Genomic DNA, 25,710 nt, shown 5'->3' with positions numbered 1-25,710 from the left:
CTCTCCGCGAGTAGGGGGCTTATTGCTGGGCTGAGGGCCGTCAATGGGCCGCGTCGAAGACGGCAGTGAAGAGTCCGGTCCGTCCAGCGCCGCAAGGCACCGGACGGGCGCGGCTCAGTGCGGCAGCGGGCCGGGACCGGTTTCGGGGACGATGAACCCCCGGACCGGCCGGGCCTCGGGCGGATCCTGTTCGGAGGCGTCCGCTTGGGCCCGCCGCATGGTCGCGACCAGCTGGGCGTACTTCGGGTCGATCCATTCCATGGGTGTCCTCCTTCGGCCCGCAGCCTATGCGGGTCAGCCCTTGGGCTTGGGGATGATGACGATCGGCCCGCCGTCGTCCGAGTGCTGGCAGCGGGCCGCGACCTGGATGCTCTGGTCGGTGGGCGCCAGCCACAGCGCGTCGTCCACGGGGAACCCAGCCTGGACGATGCGCCGTTGGGTCCAGTTCAGCGCCTCGGGGTCCCGCCGCTCCGGGGCCGGGGCCTCCGGGACGTGATGAACGAAGGCGCCGACGCGCTCGCACAGTTGGCGGTACGTGCGGGTGTGCAGGATCAGTGCGTGCCAGCCTTCGTCCACGACCCGCGACGGGGCGAGCGGGTGAGGCACCCCCGCCACTGCGGCGACGAACTTCACCGCCTCATCGACAATGCGGCCTGCCATGCCCTGGTCCATGCCGGGGTTGTTGCGCAGGACGGTCCCGATGACCTCGGCCCGCTGTGGTGGGTCGAGTAACGCAGTAACGTCTCGCATGTGTCTGCCTCTCTCTGAATGGGGTGGTGCACGGTTTCCGTCCCGGTCGCCGGCCGTCCAAGCACGCGTCCGGGGCGGGGCTTGTCCGCCCGGTCATGGGGCTGCGGCGGTGACGGCCTCCCGCACCGCGTGGTGCAGCCCGTTCCCGGCGGCGCACCGCTGGCCTGTCCGGCAGTCGGCACAATCCACGGCGTGGACGAGGAATCGTCCCCATGCCGTCGGCGCGGGCGGGGCGGGGCGTACGTCGCAGGCGGGGGCGCAGGCCCACACTTCGTACGTCGTCCTAGTCGTCCCGTGGTCGACCGTGACGGTGCCCAGCGACCGATCGACGGTGAGGTGCGCGCCGCACAGTGCGCAGGCCCAGCCCTGGAGCTGTTCGCGGGTGAGCGTGGCCGGGTCCAGGCCGGCCGCGGTCGTCGCAGGCTGCTGGCGGGACGTCATCGCTCCGGCCTGGCGAGGGTGTCGCGGGCCTCGAATGGGTCGCGCTGCTTGGGGAAGCTGTCGGCGCACGTGCCCGGGCAGGCATAGACCGTGCCGCCGCCGGCGCTCGCGCCGTGCCCGATCGCGACCACGACCGGCTGGCTGGTGGTCGTCTGGCAGCGGGCGCAGACCTGTGGCATCACCGGTCGCCCTCCTGGCCCTCGCCGGGGTCTTCCAACAGGACGGAGACCAGCGCCTTGTACAGCAGCTGCGGGTCGGTGAGGTACCGGCCGCGAGTGAACGGGATCCGCCAGTACGAGCCGGGGCGGGGCAGGCGGTCTGCCGGGGGCACTCCGAGGTAGGTGGCGACGCCCTCGGCATGGGCGAGGACGGTGACTCCGCGCAGCTTCCAGGACGTGGCCGTGCCCGGCGCGATGAGCCAGTAGAGGGTGTTGCAGCGGTCCTTGATGACCGCACCGGACTGATCGCCGAGGATGACGAGGGCGCGTTCGCCGACGTCCTCAGGCACGCGGACCGCATCCCACCACCTGCCTGTCGGTAAGGCCTCGGGGCCCGGGTCGGCCGGTGGTGTCCACGTCAGAACTTCGGATTTCTCTGGCACATCAGCCTCCCGGTCTCATCGGCGAAAGTTCTCGATCGAGCACAACGTCGAGATTGGTCGAGCGACCGCAATCACGGCATAACCGGCAGGTGTTACCAAGGCGGTAATACGCTCGTTCTTGGTTCGGTACACAACATTGGTGCGCCTACGATCAACCGGAAGTTGGCCCCATGGACGCCATCGCCCCCGGCCCGCTCGCCCCGGATGTCCTCAACAGGGACGACCTGCGCCGAGCCCTGGAAGAGCACGACTTCGCCGCAGCTTTTTCGCTGATCAAGAAGTGGGGCGGTCTGTCACAGAACCGGATTGCCGCGGCCTGCCAGCTCACCCCCGGCAAGGTCAGCACGATCATGGCCGGTTCCGCCCGGGTCACCTCCATAGAGGTCATCCGCCGGATCGCAGACGGGCTCCGCATCCCCGGGCACCTGGTCGGCCTTGCGCCCCGCCCCTGGGAAAGAGCGCCCTCCACCCCACCAGAACCGCAGACGTCCAAACGCCACACCGGACCAGCAGATACCGACGCCGTACCGTGGCGGCCGGACGCCACCACAGGCATGGCCTCCGATCTGACCAGGAGCGACCTCGTGATGGACCGCCGAGCCGCGACGCGCGCTCTTGCAGGCGCCGCCGTCACCGGCGCCCCACTCCTCGACGCCCTCGACGGGTGGCGCACACCTTCCGCCGATGACGGTCGAGCCCGACGCCCCGGACGCTTAGGCACGCGTGAAGTGGAGGAACTAGAGGCCACAGCCCGTGCCTTCCGCCAGTGGGGCCGCACCGGCGGAGGCGGGCTTCGCAGAAAGGCCGTTGCCGGGCAGCTCGCCGAGGTAGCGGCCGTTCTTGACGAGCACCAGGCCCCGGCCATCGAACGGCGCCTCTACGGAGTCATGGCCCAACTCGCCGGAACGGCAGCCTCGATGGCGTGGGACGTCGGCCAGCAGCGCCGCGCCCAGGACTACTACCGGCTGGCGCTCCGCGCAGCCCACGCAGGTGGCGACACCCGATTCGGCGCCAACGTGCTGGCCGGCATGGCCCGACAGATGCTCTACAACGACCGCCCGCAGGACGCTCTCGAACTGGTCCGGCTCGCCCAGGACGGAGCCCGCCACACAGCGGGCCCGCGGCTGCGGGCAATGCTTCGCACACGGGAAGCGTGGGCCTTGGCCGCATGAACCGGCCGTCCGGCTTTCGCCGCGCAACTGGACAGGCCGCCGAGGCCCTCAGCGACGCTGGTCGACTCGACGAGCCCTACTGGATCGGCTACTTCGACGACGCCGAACTCGCAGGGGTGACCGGCGGCAGACTCTTGGACATGGCCCGCTCCGACCCGCGCGCCTATGCCGACCAAGCCGCTGACCACATCCGTACCGCCTTGGACCAGCGCAGTCCAGAGCGTGGCCGCGGCCACGCTCTGGACTGCATCGGGCTCGCCGAATGCGCCTTCCTGCTCGGCGACATCACCAGTGCCGCCGATCACTCACAACGCGCTGTCGAAGTCGCGCACGGCCTCCACTCCGGGCGTGTGCGCACTCGACTGGCACAGCTCTATCCGTACACGGTGGGGGACAGCGTGCCCCGGGCCGTCGCCGACGTGCGCGGTAGCATCCGCACCCTGCTCACCACATGACGAGGAAGACGCGATGACGACGATCTCTGTGACCGGGCACATGGACCTCACCGACGAGTCGATCCCGCTGGTACGAGCCGAGTTGGACAAGGTCCTCGCCGCCTACGAGCCCTCCGGGCTGGTAGGCGTGTCATGCATCGCGAGGGGCAGCGACAGCCTGTTCGCAGAGGCAGTCCTGGCGGCCGGCGGGCGCCTGGTCGTGGTGATTCCGTCGCAGGACTACCGGCAAGCGAAGGTGAAGCCGGACCACGCCGAGACCTTCGACCGGCTCCTCGATGCGGCAGACGAGGTACTCGTCATGCCGCATGAGACAGCGAACCGGCAGGCATACGAAGGCGCGAACGCGGTTCTGCTCGAGCGCGCCGACCGCTTGGTGGCGGTGTGGAATGGCCAGCCACCCACCGGCAAGGGCGGCGGCACGGCGGATGTGGTGCACCAGGCGCGCGAGGCAGACATCCCGGTGGACGTCATCTGGCCGAACGGCGCATCCCGCCAGGCATGACGAAAGCCTCTCGCCCGGCCCGAAGCCCAGACGAGGAGGCCCAGCACCAAGCACTGACGGTGAGCCACAGCCTTCTCTACGCGCTCAATGCGGCTCGCTCACACTCACGCGCGGGCCCCGGCCTCCGGCCGGGCCCGCGCTCATTTCTCCGCCCCGCTCCGGCCCGGCTGCTGTCCATGCCGCGCGCTCAGCAATCAGACACCTGATTCCGGAGAAGGGTACGTCGTGGACTGAGGACGTAGCGAACAGCGCTCCCACTAGCAAAAACGCAGCTCACCGAGATCCCAACCAGGGCGGCGCCCGCATGCGCCCGCCCTGGTCAGTGTGCTGATCGAGTCTGAGGAGGTGGTCGGCGTGTGAGACGCATGGATGGCGCGCGGCAGGCCGTACAGCCCCTTGCCCTGCCCCGGCCTGCCCGATGCGCTGCGACCTCAGGCCGTTCGGGTGATTGCTCCGGTGACGGGTATCGCCGTATATCCGGCCCAGCACATAGCACGCACATACTGTGTGAATGGCTGCACAAAAGACAATTACTCCCTTGATCCATCAGACATGGAAAGACGCCGACCTCCCTCCGGCATGGCAGAAGTGGGCCGAGTCCTGGCGGCTGCACCACCCCGGCTGGGGCTACCGGTTGTGGACGGACGCGGACAATCGCGCCTTTCTCCAGGAGCACTATCCGTGGTTCCTGCCGGTCTACGACGGCTATCCCGAACCGATCATGCGGGCCGACGCGATCCGCTATTTCCTGCTCGACCATTTCGGCGGCCTCTATGTGGATCTGGATTTCGAGTGCCTGAAGCCGGTCAACGGCCTCCTCGACGGGCACGAACTCGTCCTCGGCTGCGAACCCGAGGCACACACCCGCCTGTTGCTGGCCCGGCAGCGCGGATTCTCCCGCATCGTCGGCAACGCGTTCATCGCGTCGCGGCCGGGCCACCCCTTCTGGGCCCATGTGCACCGTCGGCTGGTCGGGGCCCACAAGCTGCCGGCCACGCTCGACACGACCGGCCCGTTCTTCCTCACCAGAGCGGTCGACAGCGCCCCGGAGCCGGACTCGATCACGGTGGTCGGCGCGGAGGCCCTGTACCCGGAGGTGAGCCCGCACGCGACGGCGCTGTTCGGCCCGCAGGAGGCCGACTACGACCGTGCCTACGCCGTGCACCACTGGTCGGGCAGCTGGGCCTGCGACACCGCGACCGCGCCAAGGGTCTCGGCGGGCAGACGGTTCCCGTTCTGGGCGAGCCAGGAGCGGCAACCGGTCGCCGACGGCCTGCTCAACCTGGAGGCGCAGCGGCGCCGTTGGGCCTCGGGTTCGGCGGCGCCGACAGTGTCCTGCCTGATGGTGACCAAGGACCGCTCGGCGACGGCACGCCGCGCGATCAGGTGCTTCACCGCTCAGACCTACCCGAACCTGGAGCTGGTCGTGCTGGAGGACGGCACCGACGACGCGCTCGAGCGGCACATCCGTGACCTGGGCGACCAGCGGATCCGCCATCACCGGCTCCCTCCCGAGGGACGGACCTTGGGGGAGCTGCGCAACGAGGCGGTGGACCGGGCCACGGGGCCGTACGTGTGCCAGTGGGACGACGACGACCTGTACGACCCGGAGCGGGTGGAGAGCCAGATGGCGGCGATTCTCGCGCTCGGTGCCGACGCGTGCTTCCTCGCCCGTGAGCGGCTGTGGTGGCCCGCCCGCCGCAAGCTCGCCGTCTCCTGCGCCCGGGTCTGGGAAGGGTCGATGGTGTGCGCGAAGGACCGGCTCCCGCGCTATCCGGCCCAGCGCCGTGGCGAGGACACCCCGGTAGCCGAGGAGGTGGTCCGAAGCTGCCGGGTGGTCTCGGTGGACGCGCCCGACCTCTACACCTACGTGTGCCACGGGAACAACACCTTCGACGAGTCGCATTTCGCGGAGCACTTCGAGGTGGCGACCCAGGTGTGGGCCGAACTCGGCGCCTACGCCGAGCAGTTGCTCGCCATGGCGACCCGGCTGCCGCTCGAGCCGGGGGACATCGCGCACGCCGAGACCGCCGCGGGCGCCGCGCGCACGTACGAGCGGAAGCCGCACCCGGCCCCCGAGCCCGCCCCGGGGCCGGCGAGCGAGCGGCCCCCGGTGCTGGTGCTCACGCCCCTCAAGGACGCGGCCTCGTTCCTGCCCGGCTATCTGGACCGCCTGCGCACCCTGGACTACCCGCGCGAGGCGATCTCACTGGGCCTGCTGGAGGGCGACAGCAGGGACGAGACCCCGGAACTGCTCCGACAGGTGCTGCCCGGCATCGAGGCCGAATTCCGGCGGGTGACCCTCGTCCACCGTGACTACGGTCTCCAGCTGGCCGGACCCCGCTGGGAGCCGGGCATCCAGTGCCGGCGCCGGTCGGTGCTGGCCAAGGTGCGCAATCATCTCCTCGCCCGGGCCCTGGCCGACGAGGAGTGGGTGCTGTGGCTCGACGTCGATGTCACCGACTACCCGGCGGACCTCGTCCAGCGCCTGCTCGGCGCGCGCAAGGACATCGTCGTCCCGCACTGCGCGACCGCGCCCGGCGGGCCGACGTACGACCTCAACACCTTCGTCCTCAAGCCCGGATCCGGCAGGCTCAACTGGGACCGGTGGCTGCGCGACGGCATCCTTCAGCCTCCCCGGGGGTTCGGCCGGACGTACCTCGACGAGTTGCGTGGACGCGGACTCGTCCGTGTCGACTCGGTCGGCGGAACCGCGTTGCTGGTCCGTGCGGAGTTGCACCGCGACGGCCTCAACTTCCCGTCCTTCCCCTACCGGCAGCTCATCGAGACCGAGGGGCTGGCCGCGATGGCCGTGGACATGGGAACCGCCTGCTGGGCCCTGCCCGATCTGGAAGTGGTGCATCCGCACCACGGCGCAACGCGGCCGGAGCCCGCCACCCTGGCCGTCACGCACGGTCAGTAGTCGTTTTGACACATTGGGTGACCAAATTTACGGTGGCTTCACTGCCTGTGTCGCGAAGTGTGCCGATATGCCGGGCAGCTCCCCCGCACCCAAAGGAAAGGTGCCACCGTGAAATCCCGTGTCATCACCTCACTGGCTCTGCCTGCCGCGCTGGCCACGGCCGGACTGCTCAGCACTGCGGAGGCGGCCTACGCCGCCGTCGCCCCGGACGCGCAGACGGGGACGGCGACGTACGGGTATGCGGAACAGCCGCTGAGCGGCGACGCCACCCTCACGCCCGGGACCGTTCACCCCTGCAAGCCGATCGGCAACGTCACGATCACCGACTACGGGCACTGCTGTCCGCCCGTGAGCAACGTGACCATCACCGACTACGGGCACTGTTGCAACGTCGGCAACATCACCATCCCCGGCTACGGGTGGTTCTGCGAGGTCAGTGACGACCACGGACTCGAGCTCGGGTTCGGCCTCCACCGCGAGTACGCGGAGCCCGAGCGCAGCTAGGCCCTGGCGCAGGATCCGTCGCTGTGCCCGGCCGTGGGCCCGCAGCCCCCGGGGGACGGCCGGCACCCGGACCGCCGTAGTCCAGCCCCCTCTCCCACTCCCCTTCCCGAACCGAAAGACCGCGCATGCCACACAACCCCGCCCCCGTGGTCTCGGTGGTCATCCCCTGCCATGACTACGCCCGCTATCTGCCCGAGGCCGTGTCCAGCATCCTTGCCCAGACCTTCCGGGACTGGGAGATCCTCGTCGTCGACGACGGCAGCACCGACGACACCGCCGAGGTGACCCGGTCCCTGATCGCCCGCCACCCCGACCGGCGCATCAGGCTCGTCCAGCGGGCGAACGGCGGTGTCTCGGCCGCCCGCAACACCGGGATCGAGGAAGCCGCCGGCCGCTACGTCCTTCCGCTGGACGCCGACGACGTGATCGCTCCCACGATGCTCGAGAAGACCGTCGCGGTCCTGGACGGCAGCCCCGCCATCGCGATCGCCTCCACTGACGTGTTCACCTTCACCGACGACGATCTGCCCCCGCAGGCGATGACCCTCCCCGCCTACAGCCGGGAACTGATGCTCCAGCGGCTGATCATGTTCTACTGCTCGCTGTACCGCCGGGAGGTGTGGCAGACCGTGGGCGGCTACGACGAGAGCATGCGGGCCGGAGAGGACTGGGACTTCTGGGTCGGCTGCGTCGAGCACGGCTTCGATGCCCACCACATCCACGAGCCGCTGTTCGGGGCGTGCAACAAGGACACGGGACTGCACGTGGAGGCCGCCGAGAACGACCTGGCCATCCGGGCGCGGATCGTGGCCAACCACCCGAACCTGTTCAAGCCGATCACCCGTGGCTGGGCCAAGGCCGTGCTCGGCCAGGACGCGGAAGCCTGCCTGCGGGACGAACGCGTGCCCGACGACATCCTCACCCGGGCCGCCGAGATGGATCATTTCCTCACCGCGGTCATGGCCCTGCAGCGCACGGCGCGGGTTCAGCACTACCACATCCAGCGGCTGCAGAAGGAGCTGGCGGCTCACCGCCCCGCGGCCGGCTCTCCCGCCCAGGAGGTCCAGGAGAAGCACCCGGCCCCGACGGCGCTCACTTCGCGCCCATGAGTTCGAGGACCTTGTTGACGGCCTCGATGACCGGTACGCCGAGCGCACCGATGGTCGCGGCGATGCCCGCGACGGCGAGCAGGGCGCGGTGCCGCTCCTGTGGCTGGACATCCGTCGGGGGTACGGAAGCCCACCGGCCCTGCGAAGACCGCCGGGCCTACGCGGCCGGCCAGTCGTCGGGGCCGCCGCCCTGCCAGTCGATCAGGCGGGGGTCGTCGACGGGGGCGTCTTCGGCCGTCAGGCCCGCGCGGGTCAGGAGACGGCGCAGCTCGTCGGGGTTCACCACGACTCCCACGTCCTCGCCGTCGACCCGTACGCGGCGGCGGCCGTCGAGGGGTTCCTCGACGACCACGCGGGGCCGGGCCGGGGTCTCATCGTTCATACGACCAGATTCGCCGCAGTGGCCGCCGCCCGCACCTTGGCAGGGGAGAGAGGGGGAGCTGACACGGGGCCCGGGACCGATGCTCGGTCCCGGGCCCGCGCCTTTGTCAGCAGCCGCTGTCAGCCGCCGTTGTCAGCCACAGTTGCCGCCGCATGAGCAGGAGCCGCCGGACTGGCAGCCGCAGCCGCAGCCCGGGCCGCAGCTGCAGCCGCTTGCGGAGTGGGTGGGGTGGGGTTCGGGACGGGTGATGTCCGCCATGAGTCGTCTCCTCGGGAGGGAACACCTGCTGCTCATGGTCCCGGTCCACGGCCCGCCCGCAGGGGCGCATCGACGGCGCGCGGAGGCACGCCGTCGTGGTGACACCACGCCCTCAGGCGCCCTGGGTGGTGTCCGGAACCATCTCGTCCGCGTGCTCGCCTGTGACCAGGTAGATGACGCGCTTGGCGACCGACACCGCGTGGTCGGCGAACCGCTCGTAGTAGCGGCCCAGCAGGGTGACGTCGACGGCCGTCTCGATGCCGTGCTTCCAGCGGTCGTCCATCAGGTGCTGGAAGAGGGTGCGGTGCAGCAGGTCCATCGCGTCGTCGTCCTGCTCCAGCTGCGCGGCGAGGTCGACGTCCTTGGTGACGATGACCTCGGCCGCCTTCGCCATCAGCCGCTGCGCGAGCTGGCCCATCTCCAGGATGGTGGCGTGGAGGTCGCCCGGTACGGCGTTGTCCGGGAAGCGGAGCCGGGTGAGCTTGGCGACGTGCTGCGCCAGGTCACCGGAGCGTTCGAGGTCGGCACTCATGCGCAGGCTGGTGACGACGATCCGCAGATCGGTGGCGACCGGCTGCTGCCGGGCGAGCAGGGTTATGGCCCGGGTCTCCAGGTCGCGCTGGAGGTCGTCGACCTTCTCATCGGCGGCTATGACGCTCTCGGCGAGCTTCAGGTCCGCGTCCAGGATGGATGTGGTGGCGCGGCCGATGGCCGAACCGACGAGCCGGGCCATATCGACCAGGCCCTCCCCGATCGAATCCAGCTCCTCGTGGTACGCGTCGCGCATCACTGACCTTCTCTCACTGACTCTCGCTGACGGATCTTCGCTCTTCGTGGACTCGTGTGCCCCACCCTGCCACGTTCGGATCGGAACGCGTCCGGCTCGGCGCCCCTCGGTTAACCGCCCCGAACGTCCAGGTGAACTCTCGGCAACGGCCCCCACGCCACCCCGTGCGGCGCCTGCCCGCCGGAGCGTCCGGAGTGAACCGGCGCCATCCCCCCGGTGAACTCTCGGCAACGTCTGTTCGAGGTCTCCCGTGCGGGGCTGTGGAGGCCGTTCCCCGCCCGCATAACCTTGGACGCATGAACGTGAACGCGGCGATCGCCGCAGTGGCGGCGCTCGCCGGGTTGTGCACCGGTGTCATCGCCATGCTGGCGTTCCGCTGGAGCGAGCGCGAACAGGCGAAGCCTACGCGCTCATCCCTGCATACCGATGCCGCCCTGCCGCCCGGCGTGGACACGGTCCTCTCGGTACTTCGTTCCTCGGCCGTCGTCCTCGACGAGGCGGATGCCGTCGTCAAGGCCAGCTCGGCCGCGTACGCGCTGGGGCTGGTGCGCGGCGGCAAGCTCGCCGTCGAGCCGATGCTGGCGATGGCCCGCGACACCCGCCGGGACGGCGAGATCCGGCAGATCGAGCTGGACCTGCCGCGGCGCGGCACCGGCCGGGGCGACGCCCTCGCCGTGTCCGCCAGAGTGGCCCCGCTCGGCTCCCGGCTGGTCCTGCTGCTGGTCGAGGACCTGACCGAGGCCCGCCGGATCGAGGCCGTACGGCGCGACTTCGTCGCGAACGTCAGCCATGAGCTGAAGACCCCGGTCGGCGCGCTCTCCCTGCTCTCCGAGGCCGTCATGGACGCGTCCGACGACCCGGAGGCGGTCAGCCGCTTCGCGGGCCGGATGCAGGTCGAGGCGACCCGGCTGTCCAGCCTGGTCCAGGAGCTGATCGACCTCTCCCGGGTCCAGAACGACGACCCGCTGGAGGACGCCGAGCCGGTCCGGGTGGACGAGCTGGTCGCCGAGGCCATCGACCGCTGCCGCCACCAGGCGGGCACCAAGCAGATCACGATGGCCACCGGCGGCACCGCCGATCTGCGGGTGTGGGGCAACCGCGGCCAGCTGGCCGCCGCCCTCGGCAACCTCGTCGAGAACGCGGTCAACTACAGCCCGGCCCGCACCCGCGTCGGCATCGCGGCCCGCCGCATCCCCGCGACGGGCGGCGATCTGATCGAGGTCGCCGTCACCGACCAGGGCATCGGCATCTCGGAGAAGGATCGCGAGCGGATCTTCGAGCGGTTCTACCGGGTCGACCCGGCCCGCTCGCGGCAGACCGGCGGAACCGGCCTCGGTCTCGCCATCGTCAAGCATGTGGCCGCCTCGCACGGCGGGGAGGTCACGGTGTGGAGCGCCGAAGGACAGGGCTCCACCTTCACCCTGAGGCTCCCGGAGGCCGGTGCGGCGCGGGACCATCGCTCGGCCGGCGGGCCGGGCGAGCCGTACGATTCCGGATCCGACCTCGATGGGGAGGACGGCGACCGACCGTACGAGACCTTCACCAACGAACAACTTTCTGCCCCGGAGGTCCTTCCGTGACCCGAGTTCTGGTCGTCGAGGACGAGGAATCGTTCAGTGACGCGCTGTCGTACATGCTCCGCAAGGAGGGATTCGAGGTCGCCATCGCGGCAACGGGACCCGAGGGGCTCGACGAGTTCGAGCGGAACGGCGCCGATCTGGTGCTGCTCGACCTGATGCTGCCGGGGCTGCCCGGTACGGAGGTGTGCCGCCAGCTGCGCGGCCGCTCCAACGTCCCGGTGATCATGGTCACCGCCAAGGACAGCGAGATCGACAAGGTCGTCGGCCTGGAAATAGGTGCCGACGACTACGTGACCAAGCCCTTCTCGTCGCGTGAGCTGGTGGCCCGGATCAGGGCCGTACTGCGCCGCCGCGGCGAGCCGGAGGAGGTCACCCCCGCCGCCCTGGAGGCGGGCCCGGTCCGGATGGACGTGGACCGGCACGTGGTCACGGTCGGCGGCGGCAAGGTGGACCTCCCGCTGAAGGAGTTCGACCTGCTGGAGATGCTGCTGCGCAACGCGGGCCGGGTGCTGACCCGGATGCAGCTGATCGACCGCGTGTGGGGCGCGGACTACGTGGGCGACACGAAGACCCTCGACGTCCACGTCAAGCGCCTGCGAGCGAAGATCGAGCCGGACCCGGGTGCGCCGCGGTATCTGGTGACGGTGCGCGGTCTGGGCTACAAGTTCGAGCCGTAAACGGGCGGGGGTCGGGTGTGCCCTGCCGGACGGAGTCCGGCGCAGTGTGCCGAAGCCTGGGAGGCCCGCTGGGGCCGATCGGTGCGAGGTGCGCACGGGGAGGGGGTTCGAGCCGGACCCGGGTGCGCCGCGGTATCTGGTGACGGTGCGCGGTCTGGGCTACAAGTTCGAGCCGTAGACGGGCGGGGGTCGGGTGTGCCTTGCCGGACGGAGTCCGGCGCAGCGCCGTAAACCGGACCGGTACGTTCGCGTACGCGTGGCCGGGCCGTAAACAGGCCCCGGCTGCGGTGTCGCGGCCTACAACGCGAGGGCGGCCCCGGATCTCCGGGGCCGCCCTCGCGTGTGCTCAGCGCTCAGTGCTGGCCGTTCGGCGTCGGCTCGCCCGAGGCGATGCCGTTGCTCTGGCCGCCGCCCGGCTTGTTGCCGGCCGAGCCGGACGGCTCATTGGACGGCTTGTCGCCCGGCTTCGTCGGCTGGCCCGGCGTGCCGGAGGGCCGCGTGGCCGACGGGTTCGGGGTCGGCAGCTCGGACGGGCCCCAGCCCTTGAAGTAGCTCGTCGCGGGCACGACGAAGGCCGTGATCGGCACGTTGCCGGTCGAGCTGAGGTCGAAGACGATCCGCTGGGCGTCGCCGTCCTTGGCGGCCTCGCGCCCGTCGGCGACGACGGCGGAGGCGTTGCCCTCGCCGCCGAGGATGACGGAGCCGCCCGCCGGGACGACGACCTTGCCCGCGCCCTTGCCGGCCGGGTGCAGCTTCGCCTGCGCCTTCGCGTCGGGCAGCGTGATGGCGGTGAGGGTTTCGTCCCGGTCGCCGTTGTTGAAGATCCGGGCCGTGACCACGGCCGGGCCCTTCGCCGTCCGGTCAGGCTGGGTCACCACAGTGGCGTTCTGGATCTTGATATCGCCGACGGACGTCGCGGCGTTGTCGGGCTTGACCTCCAGCGTCTGCGCGTCGTTCCCGGCCGCGCAGGCGGAGAGCGGGGCGACCGAGACCACGATGGCGGCTGCGGCGAGGACGCCGCGTCGAAGGCTGCTGCTCACGGCGGCGGCATCTCCTAGGACGAGGTAGACGAAGTAAAAGATGGATCAGCCCGCTCAGGTTACCGATCCGCCCTTCTGGCCCCGCACCCGACCCGCCTCCCGGGGCGACGCGCCCACGTCACACCTCCCGCGCCACGCTTCCATGACCAACTCCGGACCGCCTCCGGACCGCCCTCTCGATCACCCTCCCGATCACCCTCCCGACCACCCTCCCGACCACCCTCCCGACCACCGTGAATATCGGTTCGGTGACGGATCGGGGAGATTATCGGTAAGGAATCCGTGGAGGTCCGAAAAATTGATCACGGGCTTGACCGCAGATGTCTCACAGACATGATCAGTGCGGCTGTGATCAATTCGGGAATCGGGGCCGGATCTGTCGCTCCTGGACCGAACGGAGTAGCGGAAGTCCATCGACCGGACTCCGGCAAAACGGGACGTACGGCCACCCGCATGATGTTCTCAAGGCGTGTATCGGGCCGGTTTCAAGCCGCCCGGACAACCGCTCCCACCTGCGAATACCCGGTTCCGCCCACCTTGCCCAGCACGTCCCAGCCGCTGTTGTCAAGCCCCGAGATATGCCCTGACCTGCGAAAACGCCATTCAGAAGAAGGCGTTCACGTGTTACCCTGGATAGCCACGGAAGGGGTACCTGTCACATGACGTTCAAGGTTGGCGACACCGTGGTCTATCCCCATCACGGGGCCGCGCTGATCGAGGCCATCGAAACTCGTCAGATCAAAGGCGTGGACAAGACCTACTTGGTGCTGAAGGTCGCTCAGGGTGACCTGACGGTTCGTGTGCCGGCGGACAATGCGGAGTTCGTCGGTGTGCGTGATGTGGTCGGCCAGGACGGGCTGGACCGGGTCTTCGAGGTGCTGCGCGCACCGTATGCGGAAGAGCCCACGAACTGGTCCCGTCGCTACAAGGCAAATCTCGAGAAGCTCGCCTCCGGTGATGTGATCAAGGTTGCCGAGGTCGTGCGCGACCTGTGGCGCCGAGAGCGGGAGCGCGGTCTGTCCGCCGGTGAGAAGCGCATGCTCGCCAAGGCGCGCCAGATCCTCGTGAGCGAGCTCGCCCTCGCCGAGAGCACCAACGAGGACAAGGCCGAGGCCCTGCTGGATGAGGTACTCGCGTCCTGACATATAAATGCCGCGGTGCCCGAGTGATTCAGACCTGCTCCCTGTAAGTCTGTTCGCCGGGCGCTGCGGCATGTGCGCACACAGGCAGCTCAGCCCACCACATCCGAGCCCATGGCGCAAGACCGTTTGTGGTGTCGCTGTTGTGGTGCAAGGTGTGCCGGGCCCGGGCAGCTGGCGCGACCAGTCGTCACGGAAGGGGCCGGTCGGGGCATCGCGCCCGGCACGCTGTGGCCATACCCATTTCGGCCGAGGAAGCAAACCTGAACGCCAACGCAATGTCCGTAACCCCATCTGTTGACGATCCCGGGCGCCCCGTCCGCACCGCCGCCGTGATCCCCGCCGCGGGCCGTGGCGTGCGGCTGGGCCCGGGTGCCCCCAAGGCGTTGCGTCCGCTGAGCGGTACGCCCATGCTCGTGCACGCCGTTCGGGCGATGGCCGGATCGCGTGCCGTCTCGCTCGTGGTCGTGGTCGCCCCGCCGGACGGTGCCGACGAGGTCCGCAGGCTGCTCGACGCGTACCCGCTCACCGGGACCACGGAGGTGGTCGTCGTCCCCGGCGGTGAGACCCGCCAGGACTCGGTGCGCCTCGGCCTGGCCGCCGTCCCCGACAGCGTCACGACGGTGCTGGTGCACGACGCGGCTCGCCCGCTCGTCCCCGTGGACACCGTGGACGCGGTCGTCGCCGCCGTACGGGACGGGGCGCCGGCCGTCGTTCCGGCGCTGCCCGTGACCGACACCGTCAAGCGGGTCGAGCCGCGCACCGGCGACCGGGCCGGTGAGCCCGAGCCGGTCGTCGGCACCCCCGAGCGCGCCGTGCTGCGCGCCGTGCAGACCCCGCAGGGCTTCGACCGGGCCACGCTGGCCGCCGCGCACGAGAAGATCGTCCTGGAGGGCGACGGCGCGACGGACGACGCGGGCATGGTCGAGCGGATGGGCGTCGAGGTCGTGGTCGTGCCCGGCCACGAGGAGGCGTTCAAGGTGACCCGGCCCCTGGATCTGGTGCTGGCCGAGGCGGTTCTCGCGCGCAGGAGGGCGAACGATGGCTTCTGACGTAACCGCCGCGCTTCCCCTGGTCGGCATCGGCACCGATGTGCACGCCTTCGAGAAGGGCCGCGAGCTGTGGTGCGCGGGTCTGCTGTGGGAGACCGAGAAGGGTGACGAGTACGGCCTGGCCGGGCACTCCGACGGCGATGTGGCCGCCCATGCCGCCTGCGACGCGCTCTTCTCCGCCGCGGGCCTCGGCGATCTCGGCGCCCACTTCGGCACCGACCGCCCCGAGTGGTCCGGCGCGTCCGGGGTGACGCTGCTGGCGGAGGCGGCCCGGATCGTGCGGGCGGCGGGCTTCGAGATCGGCAATGTGGCGATCCAGGTGATCGGCGTCCGCCCCAAGATCGGCAAGCGCCGCGACGAGGCGGTGAAGGCGCTGTCGTCGGCGATCGACGCGCCCGTCTCGGTCTCCGGCACGACGACGGACGGGCTGGGCCTCACCGGCCGGGCCGAGGGCCTGGCGGCGGTGGCGACCGCGCTGGTGGTGCGGCGCTAGCCGCGCACGGTGCCGGTGGCGCACGGCGCCGGTCGCGCATCGGTACGGCGGAGGGCATTCCTCCGCCGTACGGGCCGTTCCTCGTATCGTGCCCCGCGCCTTGACGGTATGTGGGGTACGGATCGGGTAACCCGTATCCCAGAGGCCCCTGCGGCCCCTTCTGCCCCAGCCCGCAACCCCAGCCTTGGGCCCTCGGCCCCCGGCTCAGCGCGAGGAAAGGAAGCATCCCGTGGCCACGACCCTCTCCGACGACCTCAAGCGCGTCCTCGACAGCCCCGTCTTCGTCGTCATCGGCACCACCCAGCCCGACGGCAGCCCTCAGCTGTCACCGGTGTGGGTGAAGCGCGACGGCGACGAGCTGCTGTTCTCGACCACCATGGGACGGCGCAAGCAGAAGAACATCGACCGCGACCCCCGCGTCACGGTCCTGGTGGAGCCCGCGGACGCGCCGTACACGTACGCCGAGATCCGCGGCACGGCGAGCTACACCACCGAGGGCGCCGATGACCTGATCGACGAGCTGTCGCTCAAGTACACGGGCAAGAAGTACGCCGAGTTCAACCCGGCCGCCGCCCAGGACGACGAGCGCATCGTCGTACGGATCGCCGCTCGTAAGGTCGTCGGCAGCCTCTGACCGCCCTCCCCGTGAAGTGTCACGCTTCTGTGTCCCTGCGGCCGACGGGTCGCGGGGCACTGCCGGGTTCCGACTACCCTTGACGCGTGACTATTCGCCTGTACGACACCGGTGCCCGGCAGATCCGTGACTTCTCCCCGCTCACGCCGGGCTGTGTCTCGATCTACCTGTGCGGTGCGACCGTGCAGGCTGCCCCGCACATCGGGCACATCAGGTCGGGCCTCAACTTCGACATCATGCGCCGCTGGTTCGCGTACCGCGGCTACGGTGTCACGTTTGTCCGTAATGTCACGGACATCGACGACAAGATCATCGCCAAGTCGGCCGAGCAGGGCCGCCCGTGGTGGTCGATCGGCTACGAGAACGAGCGCGCCTTCACCAGCGCGTACGACATCCTCGGCTGCCTGCCCCCGACCTATGAGCCGCGCGCGACCGGTCACATCCCCGAGATGATCGAGATGATGCGGGACCTGATCGACCGTGGTCACGCGTACGCGGCCGAGGGCAACGTCTACTTCGATGTGCGCTCGTACCCCGAGTACCTCCGGCTCTCCAACCAGGACCTGGACGGGCTGCGCCAGCCCAGCGGCGAGGGCGAGACCGGCAAGCGCGATCCGCGCGACTTCGCCATGTGGAAGGCGGCCAAGCCCGGCGAGCCGAGTTGGGAGACCCCGTGGGGGCGCGGCCGCCCCGGCTGGCACCTGGAGTGCTCGGCGATGGCGCACAAGTACCTGGGCAGCGCCTTCGACATCCACGGCGGCGGCGTCGACCTGATCTTCCCGCACCATGAGAACGAGATCGCGCAGGCCAAGGGGTTCGGCGACGACTTCGCCACGTACTGGGTGCACAACGCGTGGGTCACCATGAGCGGCGAGAAGATGAGCAAGTCGCTCGGCAACTCCGTGCTGGTCTCCGAGATGGTCAAGCGCTGGCGCCCCATCGTGCTCCGCTACTACCTGGGCACCCCGCACTACCGCTCCATGATCGAGTACAGCGAGGAGGCGCTGCGCGAGGCGGAGTCCGCCTTCGCGCGCATCGAGGGCTTCGTGCAGCGGGTCGTGGAGAAGGCGGGGGCCGTGGAGCCCGCGGCCGATGTGCCGCCCGCCTTCGCGGAGGCGATGGACGACGACCTCGGGGTGCCGCAGGCGCTCGCGGTCGTCCACACCACCGTCCGCCAGGGCAACTCCGCCCTCACCGCCGACGACAAGGAGGCGGCGGTCGCGCGGCTGGCCGAGGTGCGGGCCATGCTCGGCGTGCTGGGCCTGGACCCGCTCGACGAGCACTGGTCGGGCGGTTCGGACCGCGGCGAGGATCTGCACGGCGTGGTCGACTCGCTCGTGCGGCTGGTCCTGGAGCAGCGCCAGGCCGCGCGCAGCCGCAAGGACTACGCGACGGCGGACGCGATCCGCGACCAGCTCCAGCAGTCTGGGCTGGTCATCGAGGACACCCCGTCCGGCCCGCGCTGGGAGCTGGGCACCCGCTGACCTCGCACGTTGTGCCGCCTGCTGAGCCGGGCGGCACACTTGTGACCGAATATGTGACCGTAGACAGTAAGCCGTAGTTGCGTGTGACGTTCGACGTTTGCCGTTTGCCGAGCAGCGCTGAGCAGTGAAGAGATAGGTGACATTCATGGCCGGCAACAGCCAGCGCAGGAACCGCCGTACCAGCAACAAGAAGGGCGCGACGGTCGGCAGCGGCGGCAAGCGGCGCCGGGGCCTGGAGGGCAAGGGCCCTACCCCGCCCGCCGAGGCGCGCAAGGGCCACGCCAAGCAGCGCATCGCCAACGCCCGCACCCGGCAGGCCGCCAAGCGCCCGGCCCCGCGCCGCGGCACCGCCAAGGGCACGAACGAGCTGGTGGTGGGCCGTAACCCGGTGGTCGAGGCGCTGCGCGAGGGCGTCCCGGCGAACACGCTGTACGTGCAGCAGTTCATCGACAGCGACGACCGGGTGCGCGAGGCGCTGAAGATCGCCGCCGACCGCGGTGGCATCCACCTCATGGAGGCCCCGAAGGCCGAGCTGGACCGGATGACGAACGGGCTCAACCACCAGGGTCTGGTGCTCCAGGTCCCGCCGTACGACTACGCCCACCCCGAGGACCTGAGCGCGGCCGCCTTCGACGAGGGCGAGGAGCCGCTGATCGTCGCCCTCGACGGCGTCACCGACCCGCGCAACCTGGGCGCCGTGGTGCGGTCGGTCTCCGCCTTCGGCGGCCACGGCGTGGTCGTACCGGAGCGGCGCGCGGCCGGGATGACCGCCGGCGCCTGGAAGACCTCCGCCGGCACCGCCGCCCGCACCCCGGTGGCGCGCGCCACCAATCTGACCCGGGCGCTGGAGACCTACCAGAAGGCCGGCCTCACGGTCGTCGGCCTCGCGGCGGACGGCGAGACGGAGCTGCAGGACCTGGAGGCGCTGGACGGCCCGGTCGTGATCGTCGTAGGCAGCGAGGGCAAGGGGCTCTCCCGACTGGTCGGCGAGACCTGCGACTTCCGGGTCCGCATCCCGATGCCGGGCGGCGCGGAGTCGCTCAACGCCGGTGTCGCGGCGGGCGTAGTGCTGTACGAGGCGTCCCGGCGCCGGGCGTAACGGATCGTAAGGGATCGTAAGGCCTCGTAAGGACTTGTAAGGGGCCGTGACGACAGGCCCTGTTGTGCCCCGCCCGGTCTTTCCGATGACCGGGCGGGGCAGGGGCATGCCCGCCCCCGGACGATCTTGACGGTCCCCCGACAGATCACACCGTCCCCGGCAGTGTCTTTCCCGCCGGTCACTCGGTTAGTTGAGCGTGGAGACCAGAAAATTCCGCACGCCCCGGGCGGGACGCGCGCCGGGATTCGACGACGAACCGCAGCTGACCATGGCCAAGGTGCCGTGCGATCCTGCGAAGGTCGCCGTCAATCCCCCCAGCTTCCGGGTGCAGCTCGCCTCCCCGGTCGTGAGCAGCGCGCTGGCGGACACGGCCCGGCTCGCCGGTATCGGGGCCGGGGCCGCGCCCCGGCGCCGCCCGCCCGTGGTGTGGAGCGGCCGCACCCGACCCGGCGGGGACACGGCGGCGACCCGACTGCTGCAGGCCGTGCGGTACTCCGAAACCGTGGACGGGCCCGGTTCCGGACCTGGTTCCGGCCCCGGTTCCGGTTCCGAGGACGTGGGCACTACACAGGTGCTGCCGCGGGTCACCTTCGACGACGGCCCGCCCACGGTCATCGGGCCGCGCAGCCCGCACCGGGGCCCGGTGCCGGAGGCCGGCCGGCCGCCGCGGCCGCGGGAGTCGGACGCCACGCACCGCACCGGTCCGACGCCGCGCGTCCCCCGGCCCCACGCCGCACACCAGCCCCGGCAGCCCGCGCAGCCCCAGCCGGCCCCCCATACCCACCGGACTCCCCAGGCCCCGCGCCCGAGGCGCCCCTCCGACCAGGTGCGGCACGCGTACTACCCAGACCGCCGGATGAACCTCGGCGTCGTCCTCCTCCCGCTCCGCATCTTCCTCGGCTTCATCTCCGTCTACGCGGGCATGGGCAAGCTCTCCGACCCGGTCTACTTCGACGGCGGCGAGCGCGGCTCCATGGTCACCTGGCTGCAGTCCCTGCACCCCTGGCCGATCGCCGAGGCGCTGCGCGACCTCGCTCTGGAACACCCGGTGGGCGCCGGGCTGACCGTGGCGTTCCTCCAGATCGTGGTCGGCGTGCTCACCGTCCTCGGCCTGTGGCAGCGGCTCGCGGCCTGCGTCGGCGCGGTGCTGTCCGCCGCGCTGATCCTCACCGTGAGCTGGCGCACCGTACCGGTCTACGACGCGCCCGACATCATCTACCTCGCCGCCTGGAGCCCGCTGATCATCGCGGGCGCCCCGGTGTACTCGGCCGACGCGCGCCTCGCGGGCGAGGCCTGGCGGCGGCTCGGCCCGCGCGTCGAACTCTGGGCGCTGCGGCGGCGGGTGCTGCGCCGCGGCACCGTGATGGCGATGGTGGTGGCCGGGCTCACGCTGCTGCTCGGTTCGATGATCGGCGGCGCCGTACGGTCCTCGGAGACGGTGCGGGCGCCCGAGCCGCGCGAGGTGCCGAGGAACAGCCTCCCCGGCTCACCGCTGCCCCGCAAGCCCGAGACCAGCCCGCGCGGCGGGGTGGGCGGCAGGGTGGAAACGCCGGGATCGCCGTCGCACCGCGCCCCGTTGAGCCGTTCGACCCCCTCCGCCTCGCCGTCGGCGTCCGCCACCTCGGGCAGGCCCAGCGCGACGGGGTCGGCGAGCGGCTCCGGCCGCCCCGGCCAGTCGCGGCGTGGCCACCGTACGACGCCCCGCATCCCGAGCCGGCCCGACGCCCCGATGACGGAACCGGGCCTGCCGGACCTCGGCGGCACGGGCGGCGCGGGCCTGGGCGGTACGAGTTCGGAGGGCGGCGGCCTGGGCGGCGGTGCCTCGTCGGCCGACTCCTACGACGAGGGCGAACCGGCCCAGGAGGAGCACGCGCTGGGCGGCCTCCTCGGCTGACGGGGGCCGGCCCGCGTACGTACGCAGCAAGGCCCTCCGCGCGCGAAACGCAGCGCGTGGAGGGCTCTTTCCTGCGGGCTGGGAGTGCCGGGGCTCAATCGTGCAGTGGCCGGACCGGAGTTGATTCCAGTGAGCCGCGACCGGACGGCGGGGGCCCCGCGGAGAGTTCCTTGGCGGCCTCGGTGAGGTCCTTGGCGGTGTCGATGGCCCGCCAGTACGCCCCGTGGGGCAGCGGAAACCCGGCCAGCCGCCGTTCGCGCGCGAGCCGCGGGAACGTCGTCCGCTCGTGGTCGCCGCGCCCCGGCAGCAGCGTCGTGAAGGTGGCGGAGAAGACGTACACGCCCGCGTTGATGAGGTACGGGGAGGGCGGCGACTCGATGAAGTCGAGGACGTGACCGAACTCGTCCGTCTCCACCGCCCCCCAGGGGATGCGCGGCCGGGCCAGCGCGAGCGTTGCGACGGCGTCGCGTTCGTGGTGGAAGTCGGCCATCTCGCGCAGCGAGAAGCGGGTCCAGATGTCGCCGTTGGTGGCGTACCAGGGCTGATCGGGGTGGGGGAGCCGGGCGGCGGCGAACTTCAGGCCACCGCCGCGGCCGAGCGGTTCCTTCTCGACGACGGTCGTCACGCGCAGCGGCAGCTCGGCCGACTCCAGCCAGTCCTGGAGGACGGCGGCGAGATGGCCGCAGGAGACGACCGCGTCGGTGACCCCCTCGGCGGCCAGCCAGGCCAGCTGATGGCCGATGATCGGGGTCCCGGTGCCCGGGATCTCGACCATCGGCTTGGGACGGTCGTCGGTGTACGGACGCAGCCGCGAGCCCTGGCCTCCCGCCAGGACGACGGCCTGTGTGGGGCGCGGGGCATGCGGGTGGTGAGCGTGGTGCCCGGGCCTGTGGAGGTCATCGGTCATGGATCGCACCATATGCGGTGGCGCGGTGACCGCACGGCGGTCGGCGGTGGGTGGTGCGGTCAGCGGTACGCCTGGGTGATGCCGGACGCGAACGACGTGTCGCAGACGGGACGGGCGTACGCCTGGGCCCCCTTCGTCCCCCCGTACTTGGCGACCGCGGCGCGGCCGAGCGCACGGGCGATGTCCGCGCAGTGCCTGGCCAGCGACGGCCGTTCGTTCGTGGCGACCTGGAGGTGGGTGAGGGCCACCCCCGGGTCCTTCTCCTGCAACTCCGCGAGCAGCCGGTCGCGCAGCAGCTCGTGCGGGGCACGGTGGACGGCGCGGGTGGAGGCACGGTCGGAGGAGGCGGTGAGGATCTGCGACTCGGCGCTCGGCGAGGCCCACGGGACGCGGGTGACGGCGAGCGTTCCGGAGAGGACGAGCACGACGGGGAGGACGAGGGCGAGGGTTCTGCCGATACGGCGGGCTGCGGTGTTCACGGGAGGGATCGTAGCGAGGAGCGATGATTTGGCGACATTGAGTCACCATGCCGGGTGATGGAAACCCACCCTTGCTCGCAGATGAGTTGACGAACGGAATCGAAAAGCCCCAAATGTCGGGGAATTTATCGACAACGCAACAACGCCATGGTGCTGGCCGCCCTCACGAAGAAGGCGCCGCCCACCGCTTCCGCGGCAGACGGCGCCTCACGCTCACACTCAGTCGCTGAGCCGCTCCCCGGTGGAGGTGGAGAAGACGTGGGCCTCGCCCGGCTGCGGCACGACGTGCAGCTGCGCGCCCTTCTCCGGCACCTGGCGGCTGCCGACCCGGATCACCAGGTCCTTGCTCTCGCCGCCGACCTCGGCCGAACCGAAGACGTACGCGTCCGCGCCCGTCTCCTCGACCACGTTGACGGTGATCGCGAGACCGGCCGGGGCGTCGTCGGCCGCCTTCGACAGCGACTTGGCCGCACCGCCGTTGGCCTCCACCACGTCGAAGTGCTCGGGCCGGACACCCACGGTGACGGTACGGTCGCCCTTGTCGGCCGCGGCGGCCAGCGCCTCACGGTTCACCGGAACCACGCTGTTGCCGAACTTCACACCGCCGTCGGTGATCGGCACCTCGACCAGGTTCATCGCGGGCGAGCCGATGAAGCCCGCCACGAAGAGGTTCGCCGGCCGGTCGTACATGTTCCGCGGCGTGTCGACCTGCTGCAGCAGCCCGTCCTTGAGGACGGCCACCCGGTCGCCCATGGTCATGGCCTCGACCTGGTCGTGCGTGACGTACACCGTCGTGATCCCCAGCCGCCGCTGCAGGCTCGCGATCTGCGTACGGGTCTGCACACGCAGCTTGGCGTCCAGGTTCGACAGCGGCTCGTCCATGAGGAACACCTGCGGCTCCCGCACGATGGCCCGCCCCATCGCCACCCGCTGCCGCTGACCACCGGACAGCGCCTTCGGCTTGCGCTCCAGGTACTCGGTGAGGTCCAGGATCTTCGCCGCGTCCTCGACCTTCTGCCGGATCTCAGTCTTGTTGACCCCGGCGATCTTGAGCGCGAAGCCCATGTTCTGCGCGACGGTCATGTGCGGGTACAGCGCGTAGTTCTGGAACACCATGGCGATGTCCCGGTCCTTCGGCGGCAGGTGCGTCACATCCCGATCCCCGATCCGGATCGCCCCGCCGTTGACGTCCTCCAGCCCCGCGAGCATCCGCAGCGACGTGGACTTCCCGCAGCCCGAGGGGCCGACCAGAACGAGGAATTCGCCGTCTTCGATGCCGATGTCGAGCTGATCGACGGCGGGCTTTTCGGTGCCCGGGTAGATCCGGGTCGCCTTGTCATACGTGACTGTGGCCATGGTGATCTGGTCCCTTCACCGGCAGGAACGTGCCGGACGATCCGAGTAAAGGTAGGGGTCTAGTCCACTGCAGGTGGATTGGCGTGACGCTATACCGCCCACCCCCGCCCTGTCTCTACTCCGGGCACGACAATTTTCGAACGGAGCACCCCCGTGTGGTGGGTACACTGCTGGGGACGCCGACTTAGCTCAGCTGGTAGAGCACCGCTCTTGTAAAGCGAAGGTCGTCGGTTCGAACCCGACAGTCGGCTCTGTGCCTCACCAGGCCGAACGCCCCCGCGATCTTGGATCGTGGGGGCGTTGACGGCAGAAGTTGACGGCAGTTCCCTACCTACGGCGCCTGAGCAGCCGGTCCATGTGCCCGATGGCCTCACGGCGGCTGTCGTCGTTCACGTGGGTGTAGACGTTCATCGTGACCGCGATCTGCGAGTGGCCCAGGATCTCCATCACGACGCGCGGGGCGATCCCGGCCGCGAAGAGCAGCGAGGCGCAGCCGTGCCGGGTGTCGTGGCAGCTTGGCGGCTTCCGTGATCCGGCCGAAGGACCGGTTCAGGTTGCGCGGCTCGATGGGCCGACCGCTGCGCGTGGTGAACACGTAGCCGCCAGCCTGCCAGTCCTTCCCGGCAGCGGTGCGCTGGTTGGCCTGCCGGAGGCGCTGCCACCGGAGCGGGGCGACGCACATCAGCGGGAGGGGGATCGTCCTCGCGCGCCGGTTCTTGGTGCTGTCCACGTACAGCTCCTTGCCTCCGCGCTGGAGCTGCGACCGCACGGTCAGGGTGCGCCGCTCCAGGTCCACGTCTCGCCAGTGCAAGCCCAGGATCTCCCCACGGCGGAGTCCCAGCGCGACCGCCAGGACGAACGCCGGGTACAGGGGGTCCGAACGCGCCGCCTCCAGGAACGTCAGGGTCTCGTCCAGCGTCCACGGCCGCAGCTCCCGAGGCTCGACACGTGGGGCGGGGACCAGCTGCGCGACGTTGCGGCTGATCAGTTCCTCACGGCAAGCCGTCGTGGGGCAGGTCGGTCGTCGTCCCCGGTTCGATGTGGTCGGCCGCCGTACTGCCGCCGTCACGGATGCGGCTGCGTGAGCAGACGTGCCGCTCCGGATGTGGCGGGCGGGGAGCAGCTGCTGCCGCGCGGTGGTTCGGCCCGTCGTGGTCGCTCCGCGTCGGTCCCGGTATCGCTGTGGCTGGCCAGCGTGTCGTCAACGCATCGCGCATCGCGCATCGCCAGCGTCGAACCCACCTCGCCGTGCCTGCCTCGCACTTGTCACCATCCCTTTCTTCACCTGGACTCATCCGGGGCAAGGCGGTGCCGAAGAGGGCACGACGACGTCCCCGGTACCATCGGCACCGGGGTCCTGATCATGGACTTCCGACCGGACCACCCCGCGCCTGCCAGGGTTTGAGGGGTGGTCCGGTTTGCTTGTGCGGTTGTGGTGCGTGGCCCGGCCCCCTTCCCCCGGAACGGGTTGGAGCGAGCAAGGGAGCCGGACCGCTGACGGCGGATGGTGCAGTGTCCGCCGCCGCCCTGGGCGCGATGGGTGACATCTGCGGAATGGCGAACGGGACGACGTCCGCCGCGCAGTCACCACGCCCGGGGGCTGGGGCGGGAGCTACGGGTCCTTCCCATGGGCAGCAGCTCCCGCCCGGTCTCAGGTCACCGATCGCGCTCCTGGGCGAGAACGAAGTCATCGAGCAGGAACTGACACGTGTAGCCCAGGCTCCGCACGTGCCAGTCGGCCGATTGCAGGCCGGAGCCGAGCCCTTGACGCAGCTCGTGCGGGATCATGTTCAGCCTGCTCCGCTTCTGGTACCACGTCACGGTGCCTCGGTTCAGACGGTTGACCAGCTCTTCGACATGCGGCATGAGGGCATTGATGTGTTCCACCAGGGACGCATGCAGCTCGCAGAGTTCTTCGTACGGGGGCAGCGCCGTCCGCTTGAGTAAGGCGCGGGAGACCGTTGCGACAATCGCATCAACGTCTAACTCGTC

The 25,710-nt window shown here is 70.5% G+C and carries 27 protein-coding genes, 1 tRNA gene and 1 pseudogene; 16 read left to right on the top strand and 13 right to left on the bottom strand.

The annotated features are described in order from the left end of the window. Nucleotides 1-114: 114 nt before the first annotated feature. The 5 genes from ACH4SI_RS39555 to ACH4SI_RS39535 form a co-directional block, all read right to left on the bottom strand. Complete coding sequence (locus tag ACH4SI_RS39555) at nt 115-261, bottom strand: hypothetical protein (protein WP_398304992.1); 147 nt, start codon at nt 259-261, stop codon at nt 115-117. A gap of 33 nt (nt 262-294) precedes the next feature. Further along, nucleotides 295-750 (bottom strand): glycine-rich domain-containing protein, encoded by a 456-nt coding sequence (locus ACH4SI_RS39550; protein WP_398304989.1) that lies wholly within the window; start codon nt 748-750, stop codon nt 295-297. Between the two features lie 93 nt (nt 751-843). Further along, entirely contained in the window at nt 844-1,191 is a 348-nt protein-coding gene (locus ACH4SI_RS39545; protein ID WP_398304986.1) for a hypothetical protein, read from the bottom strand. Further along, nucleotides 1,188-1,370 carry a hypothetical protein gene (locus tag ACH4SI_RS39540; RefSeq protein ID WP_398304983.1) on the bottom strand — a complete coding sequence of 61 codons (183 nt, stop codon included), beginning with the start codon at nt 1,368-1,370 and terminating at the stop codon, nt 1,188-1,190. Before ACH4SI_RS39540 ends, ACH4SI_RS39545 begins: the two co-directional genes overlap by 4 nt. Then, nucleotides 1,370-1,699, bottom strand: coding sequence for a hypothetical protein (locus ACH4SI_RS39535; protein ID WP_398304980.1), 330 nt, complete (start codon nt 1,697-1,699; stop codon nt 1,370-1,372). The genes ACH4SI_RS39540 and ACH4SI_RS39535 overlap by 1 nt, the downstream gene beginning before the upstream one ends. Before the next feature lie 263 nt (nt 1,700-1,962). Here ACH4SI_RS39535 and ACH4SI_RS39530 point away from each other — a divergent pair, with 263 nt between their 5' ends. From ACH4SI_RS39530 to ACH4SI_RS39505, 6 genes are all read left to right on the top strand, one after another. After that, on the top strand, nt 1,963-2,964 hold the full coding sequence (locus ACH4SI_RS39530) for a helix-turn-helix domain-containing protein (protein ID WP_398304977.1): 1,002 nt from the start codon (nt 1,963-1,965) through the stop codon (nt 2,962-2,964). Continuing rightward, on the top strand, nt 2,961-3,419 hold the full coding sequence (locus ACH4SI_RS39525; RefSeq protein WP_398304974.1) for a hypothetical protein: 459 nt from the start codon (nt 2,961-2,963) through the stop codon (nt 3,417-3,419). Before ACH4SI_RS39530 ends, ACH4SI_RS39525 begins: the two co-directional genes overlap by 4 nt. 13 nt (nt 3,420-3,432) lie before the next feature. Continuing rightward, nucleotides 3,433-3,921, top strand: a complete 489-nt coding sequence (locus ACH4SI_RS39520; protein WP_398304971.1) for a hypothetical protein — start codon at nt 3,433-3,435, stop codon at nt 3,919-3,921. Nucleotides 3,922-4,459: 538 nt separating this feature from the next. After that, a complete protein-coding gene (locus ACH4SI_RS39515; protein WP_398304968.1) occupies nt 4,460-6,844 on the top strand; it encodes a glycosyltransferase in 2,385 nt (794 codons plus the stop codon). A gap of 108 nt (nt 6,845-6,952) precedes the next feature. After that, nucleotides 6,953-7,348, top strand: a complete 396-nt coding sequence (locus ACH4SI_RS39510) for a hypothetical protein (RefSeq protein WP_398304965.1) — start codon at nt 6,953-6,955, stop codon at nt 7,346-7,348. Between the two features lie 125 nt (nt 7,349-7,473). Then, the gene (locus ACH4SI_RS39505) at nt 7,474-8,457 is read left to right on the top strand and encodes a glycosyltransferase family 2 protein (RefSeq protein WP_398304962.1); all 984 of its coding nucleotides are present in this window, start codon (nt 7,474-7,476) and stop codon (nt 8,455-8,457) included. A gap of 157 nt (nt 8,458-8,614) precedes the next feature. On the opposite strand, the gene ACH4SI_RS39500 is transcribed toward ACH4SI_RS39505, so the two are convergent. Further along, nucleotides 8,615-8,839 carry a hypothetical protein gene (locus tag ACH4SI_RS39500; protein ID WP_398304959.1) on the bottom strand — a complete coding sequence of 75 codons (225 nt, stop codon included), beginning with the start codon at nt 8,837-8,839 and terminating at the stop codon, nt 8,615-8,617. A gap of 370 nt (nt 8,840-9,209) precedes the next feature. Further along, on the bottom strand, nt 9,210-9,884 hold the full coding sequence (gene phoU, locus ACH4SI_RS39495; RefSeq protein WP_398304956.1) for a phosphate signaling complex protein PhoU: 675 nt from the start codon (nt 9,882-9,884) through the stop codon (nt 9,210-9,212). Between the two features lie 296 nt (nt 9,885-10,180). Here phoU and ACH4SI_RS39490 point away from each other — a divergent pair, with 296 nt between their 5' ends. Together ACH4SI_RS39490 and ACH4SI_RS39485 are read left to right on the top strand one after the other, a co-directional pair. Continuing rightward, nucleotides 10,181-11,464: a sensor histidine kinase gene (locus ACH4SI_RS39490; RefSeq protein WP_398304953.1), complete on the top strand. Its 1,284-nt coding sequence runs from the start codon at nt 10,181-10,183 to the stop codon at nt 11,462-11,464. After that, entirely contained in the window at nt 11,461-12,141 is a 681-nt protein-coding gene (locus ACH4SI_RS39485) for a response regulator transcription factor (RefSeq protein ID WP_009716928.1), read from the top strand. The genes ACH4SI_RS39490 and ACH4SI_RS39485 overlap by 4 nt, the downstream gene beginning before the upstream one ends. Nucleotides 12,142-12,494: 353 nt before the next feature. On the opposite strand, the gene ACH4SI_RS39480 is transcribed toward ACH4SI_RS39485, so the two are convergent. Further along, on the bottom strand, nt 12,495-13,181 hold the full coding sequence (locus ACH4SI_RS39480; protein WP_398304950.1) for a DUF461 domain-containing protein: 687 nt from the start codon (nt 13,179-13,181) through the stop codon (nt 12,495-12,497). 659 nt (nt 13,182-13,840) lie between these two features. Here ACH4SI_RS39480 and ACH4SI_RS39475 point away from each other — a divergent pair. The 7 genes from ACH4SI_RS39475 to ACH4SI_RS39445 all read left to right on the top strand — a co-directional run bounded on the left by ACH4SI_RS39475 (nt 13,841) and on the right by ACH4SI_RS39445 (nt 20,976). After that, nucleotides 13,841-14,323, top strand: coding sequence for a CarD family transcriptional regulator (locus tag ACH4SI_RS39475; RefSeq protein WP_009716930.1), 483 nt, complete (start codon nt 13,841-13,843; stop codon nt 14,321-14,323). Between the two features lie 275 nt (nt 14,324-14,598). After that, a complete protein-coding gene (ispD, locus tag ACH4SI_RS39470) occupies nt 14,599-15,372 on the top strand; it encodes a 2-C-methyl-D-erythritol 4-phosphate cytidylyltransferase (RefSeq protein ID WP_398304947.1) in 774 nt (257 codons plus the stop codon). Next, on the top strand, nt 15,362-15,865 hold the full coding sequence (gene ispF, locus ACH4SI_RS39465) for a 2-C-methyl-D-erythritol 2,4-cyclodiphosphate synthase (RefSeq protein ID WP_398304944.1): 504 nt from the start codon (nt 15,362-15,364) through the stop codon (nt 15,863-15,865). The genes ispD and ispF overlap by 11 nt, the downstream gene beginning before the upstream one ends. Before the next feature lie 229 nt (nt 15,866-16,094). Beyond that, nucleotides 16,095-16,499, top strand: a complete 405-nt coding sequence (locus ACH4SI_RS39460) for a PPOX class F420-dependent oxidoreductase (protein WP_398304941.1) — start codon at nt 16,095-16,097, stop codon at nt 16,497-16,499. Between the two features lie 86 nt (nt 16,500-16,585). Beyond that, nucleotides 16,586-17,983: a cysteine--tRNA ligase gene (gene cysS, locus ACH4SI_RS39455; protein WP_398304938.1), complete on the top strand. Its 1,398-nt coding sequence runs from the start codon at nt 16,586-16,588 to the stop codon at nt 17,981-17,983. Nucleotides 17,984-18,128: 145 nt separating this feature from the next. Beyond that, the gene (gene rlmB, locus ACH4SI_RS39450; RefSeq protein ID WP_398304935.1) at nt 18,129-19,082 is read left to right on the top strand and encodes a 23S rRNA (guanosine(2251)-2'-O)-methyltransferase RlmB; all 954 of its coding nucleotides are present in this window, start codon (nt 18,129-18,131) and stop codon (nt 19,080-19,082) included. A 196-nt stretch (nt 19,083-19,278) separates the two neighbouring features. Next, nucleotides 19,279-20,976 (top strand): DoxX family protein, encoded by a 1,698-nt coding sequence (locus ACH4SI_RS39445; RefSeq protein ID WP_398305259.1) that lies wholly within the window; start codon nt 19,279-19,281, stop codon nt 20,974-20,976. Nucleotides 20,977-21,070: 94 nt separating this feature from the next. Here ACH4SI_RS39445 and ACH4SI_RS39440 read toward each other — a convergent pair whose 3' ends face one another. The 3 genes from ACH4SI_RS39440 to ACH4SI_RS39430 all read right to left on the bottom strand — a co-directional run bounded on the left by ACH4SI_RS39440 (nt 21,071) and on the right by ACH4SI_RS39430 (nt 23,718). After that, nucleotides 21,071-21,883, bottom strand: a complete 813-nt coding sequence (locus ACH4SI_RS39440) for an NDP-sugar synthase (RefSeq protein ID WP_398304932.1) — start codon at nt 21,881-21,883, stop codon at nt 21,071-21,073. A 59-nt stretch (nt 21,884-21,942) separates the two neighbouring features. Continuing rightward, the gene (locus ACH4SI_RS39435; protein ID WP_398304929.1) at nt 21,943-22,362 is read right to left on the bottom strand and encodes a hypothetical protein; all 420 of its coding nucleotides are present in this window, start codon (nt 22,360-22,362) and stop codon (nt 21,943-21,945) included. 219 nt (nt 22,363-22,581) lie between these two features. Next, on the bottom strand, nt 22,582-23,718 hold the full coding sequence (locus ACH4SI_RS39430; RefSeq protein WP_398304926.1) for an ABC transporter ATP-binding protein: 1,137 nt from the start codon (nt 23,716-23,718) through the stop codon (nt 22,582-22,584). 178 nt (nt 23,719-23,896) lie between these two features. On the opposite strand from ACH4SI_RS39430, the gene ACH4SI_RS39425 reads away from it, so the two are divergent. Then, nucleotides 23,897-23,969, top strand: a tRNA-Thr gene (locus ACH4SI_RS39425). A gap of 76 nt (nt 23,970-24,045) precedes the next feature. On the opposite strand, the pseudogene ACH4SI_RS39420 reads toward ACH4SI_RS39425, so the two are convergent. Continuing rightward, a pseudogene (locus ACH4SI_RS39420) lies at nt 24,046-24,787 on the bottom strand (tyrosine-type recombinase/integrase). A 587-nt stretch (nt 24,788-25,374) separates the two neighbouring features. Beyond that, a partial coding sequence (locus tag ACH4SI_RS39415; RefSeq protein ID WP_398304923.1) for a DUF6415 family natural product biosynthesis protein occupies nt 25,375-25,710 on the bottom strand: 336 nt, incomplete at its 5' end.

Origin of the sequence: Streptomyces sp. NPDC021212, assembly GCF_044332925.1 — a bacterium.
GTDB lineage: Bacteria > Actinomycetota > Actinomycetes > Streptomycetales > Streptomycetaceae > Streptomyces.
Note: the sequence above shows the minus strand (reverse complement) of the source record. Positions and strands in the feature narration are given on the sequence as shown.

Coding starts and splice junctions, on each gene's coding strand:
- ACH4SI_RS39555 (WP_398304992.1), bottom strand. CDS start 261: ATGGAATGGATCGACCCGAAGTACGCCCAGCTGGTCGCGACCATGCGG.
- ACH4SI_RS39550 (WP_398304989.1), bottom strand. CDS start 750: ATGCGAGACGTTACTGCGTTACTCGACCCACCACAGCGGGCCGAGGTC.
- ACH4SI_RS39545 (WP_398304986.1), bottom strand. CDS start 1,191: ATGACGTCCCGCCAGCAGCCTGCGACGACCGCGGCCGGCCTGGACCCG.
- ACH4SI_RS39540 (WP_398304983.1), bottom strand. CDS start 1,370: ATGCCACAGGTCTGCGCCCGCTGCCAGACGACCACCAGCCAGCCGGTC.
- ACH4SI_RS39530 (WP_398304977.1), top strand. CDS start 1,963: ATGGACGCCATCGCCCCCGGCCCGCTCGCCCCGGATGTCCTCAACAGG.
- ACH4SI_RS39525 (WP_398304974.1), top strand. CDS start 2,961: ATGAACCGGCCGTCCGGCTTTCGCCGCGCAACTGGACAGGCCGCCGAG.
- ACH4SI_RS39520 (WP_398304971.1), top strand. CDS start 3,433: ATGACGACGATCTCTGTGACCGGGCACATGGACCTCACCGACGAGTCG.
- ACH4SI_RS39505 (WP_398304962.1), top strand. CDS start 7,474: ATGCCACACAACCCCGCCCCCGTGGTCTCGGTGGTCATCCCCTGCCAT.
- ACH4SI_RS39500 (WP_398304959.1), bottom strand. CDS start 8,839: ATGAACGATGAGACCCCGGCCCGGCCCCGCGTGGTCGTCGAGGAACCC.
- phoU (WP_398304956.1), bottom strand. CDS start 9,884: ATGCGCGACGCGTACCACGAGGAGCTGGATTCGATCGGGGAGGGCCTG.
- ACH4SI_RS39490 (WP_398304953.1), top strand. CDS start 10,181: ATGAACGTGAACGCGGCGATCGCCGCAGTGGCGGCGCTCGCCGGGTTG.
- ACH4SI_RS39475 (WP_009716930.1), top strand. CDS start 13,841: ATGACGTTCAAGGTTGGCGACACCGTGGTCTATCCCCATCACGGGGCC.
- ispD (WP_398304947.1), top strand. CDS start 14,599: ATGTCCGTAACCCCATCTGTTGACGATCCCGGGCGCCCCGTCCGCACC.
- ispF (WP_398304944.1), top strand. CDS start 15,362: ATGGCTTCTGACGTAACCGCCGCGCTTCCCCTGGTCGGCATCGGCACC.
- rlmB (WP_398304935.1), top strand. CDS start 18,129: ATGGCCGGCAACAGCCAGCGCAGGAACCGCCGTACCAGCAACAAGAAG.
- ACH4SI_RS39440 (WP_398304932.1), bottom strand. CDS start 21,883: ATGACCGATGACCTCCACAGGCCCGGGCACCACGCTCACCACCCGCAT.
- ACH4SI_RS39430 (WP_398304926.1), bottom strand. CDS start 23,718: ATGGCCACAGTCACGTATGACAAGGCGACCCGGATCTACCCGGGCACC.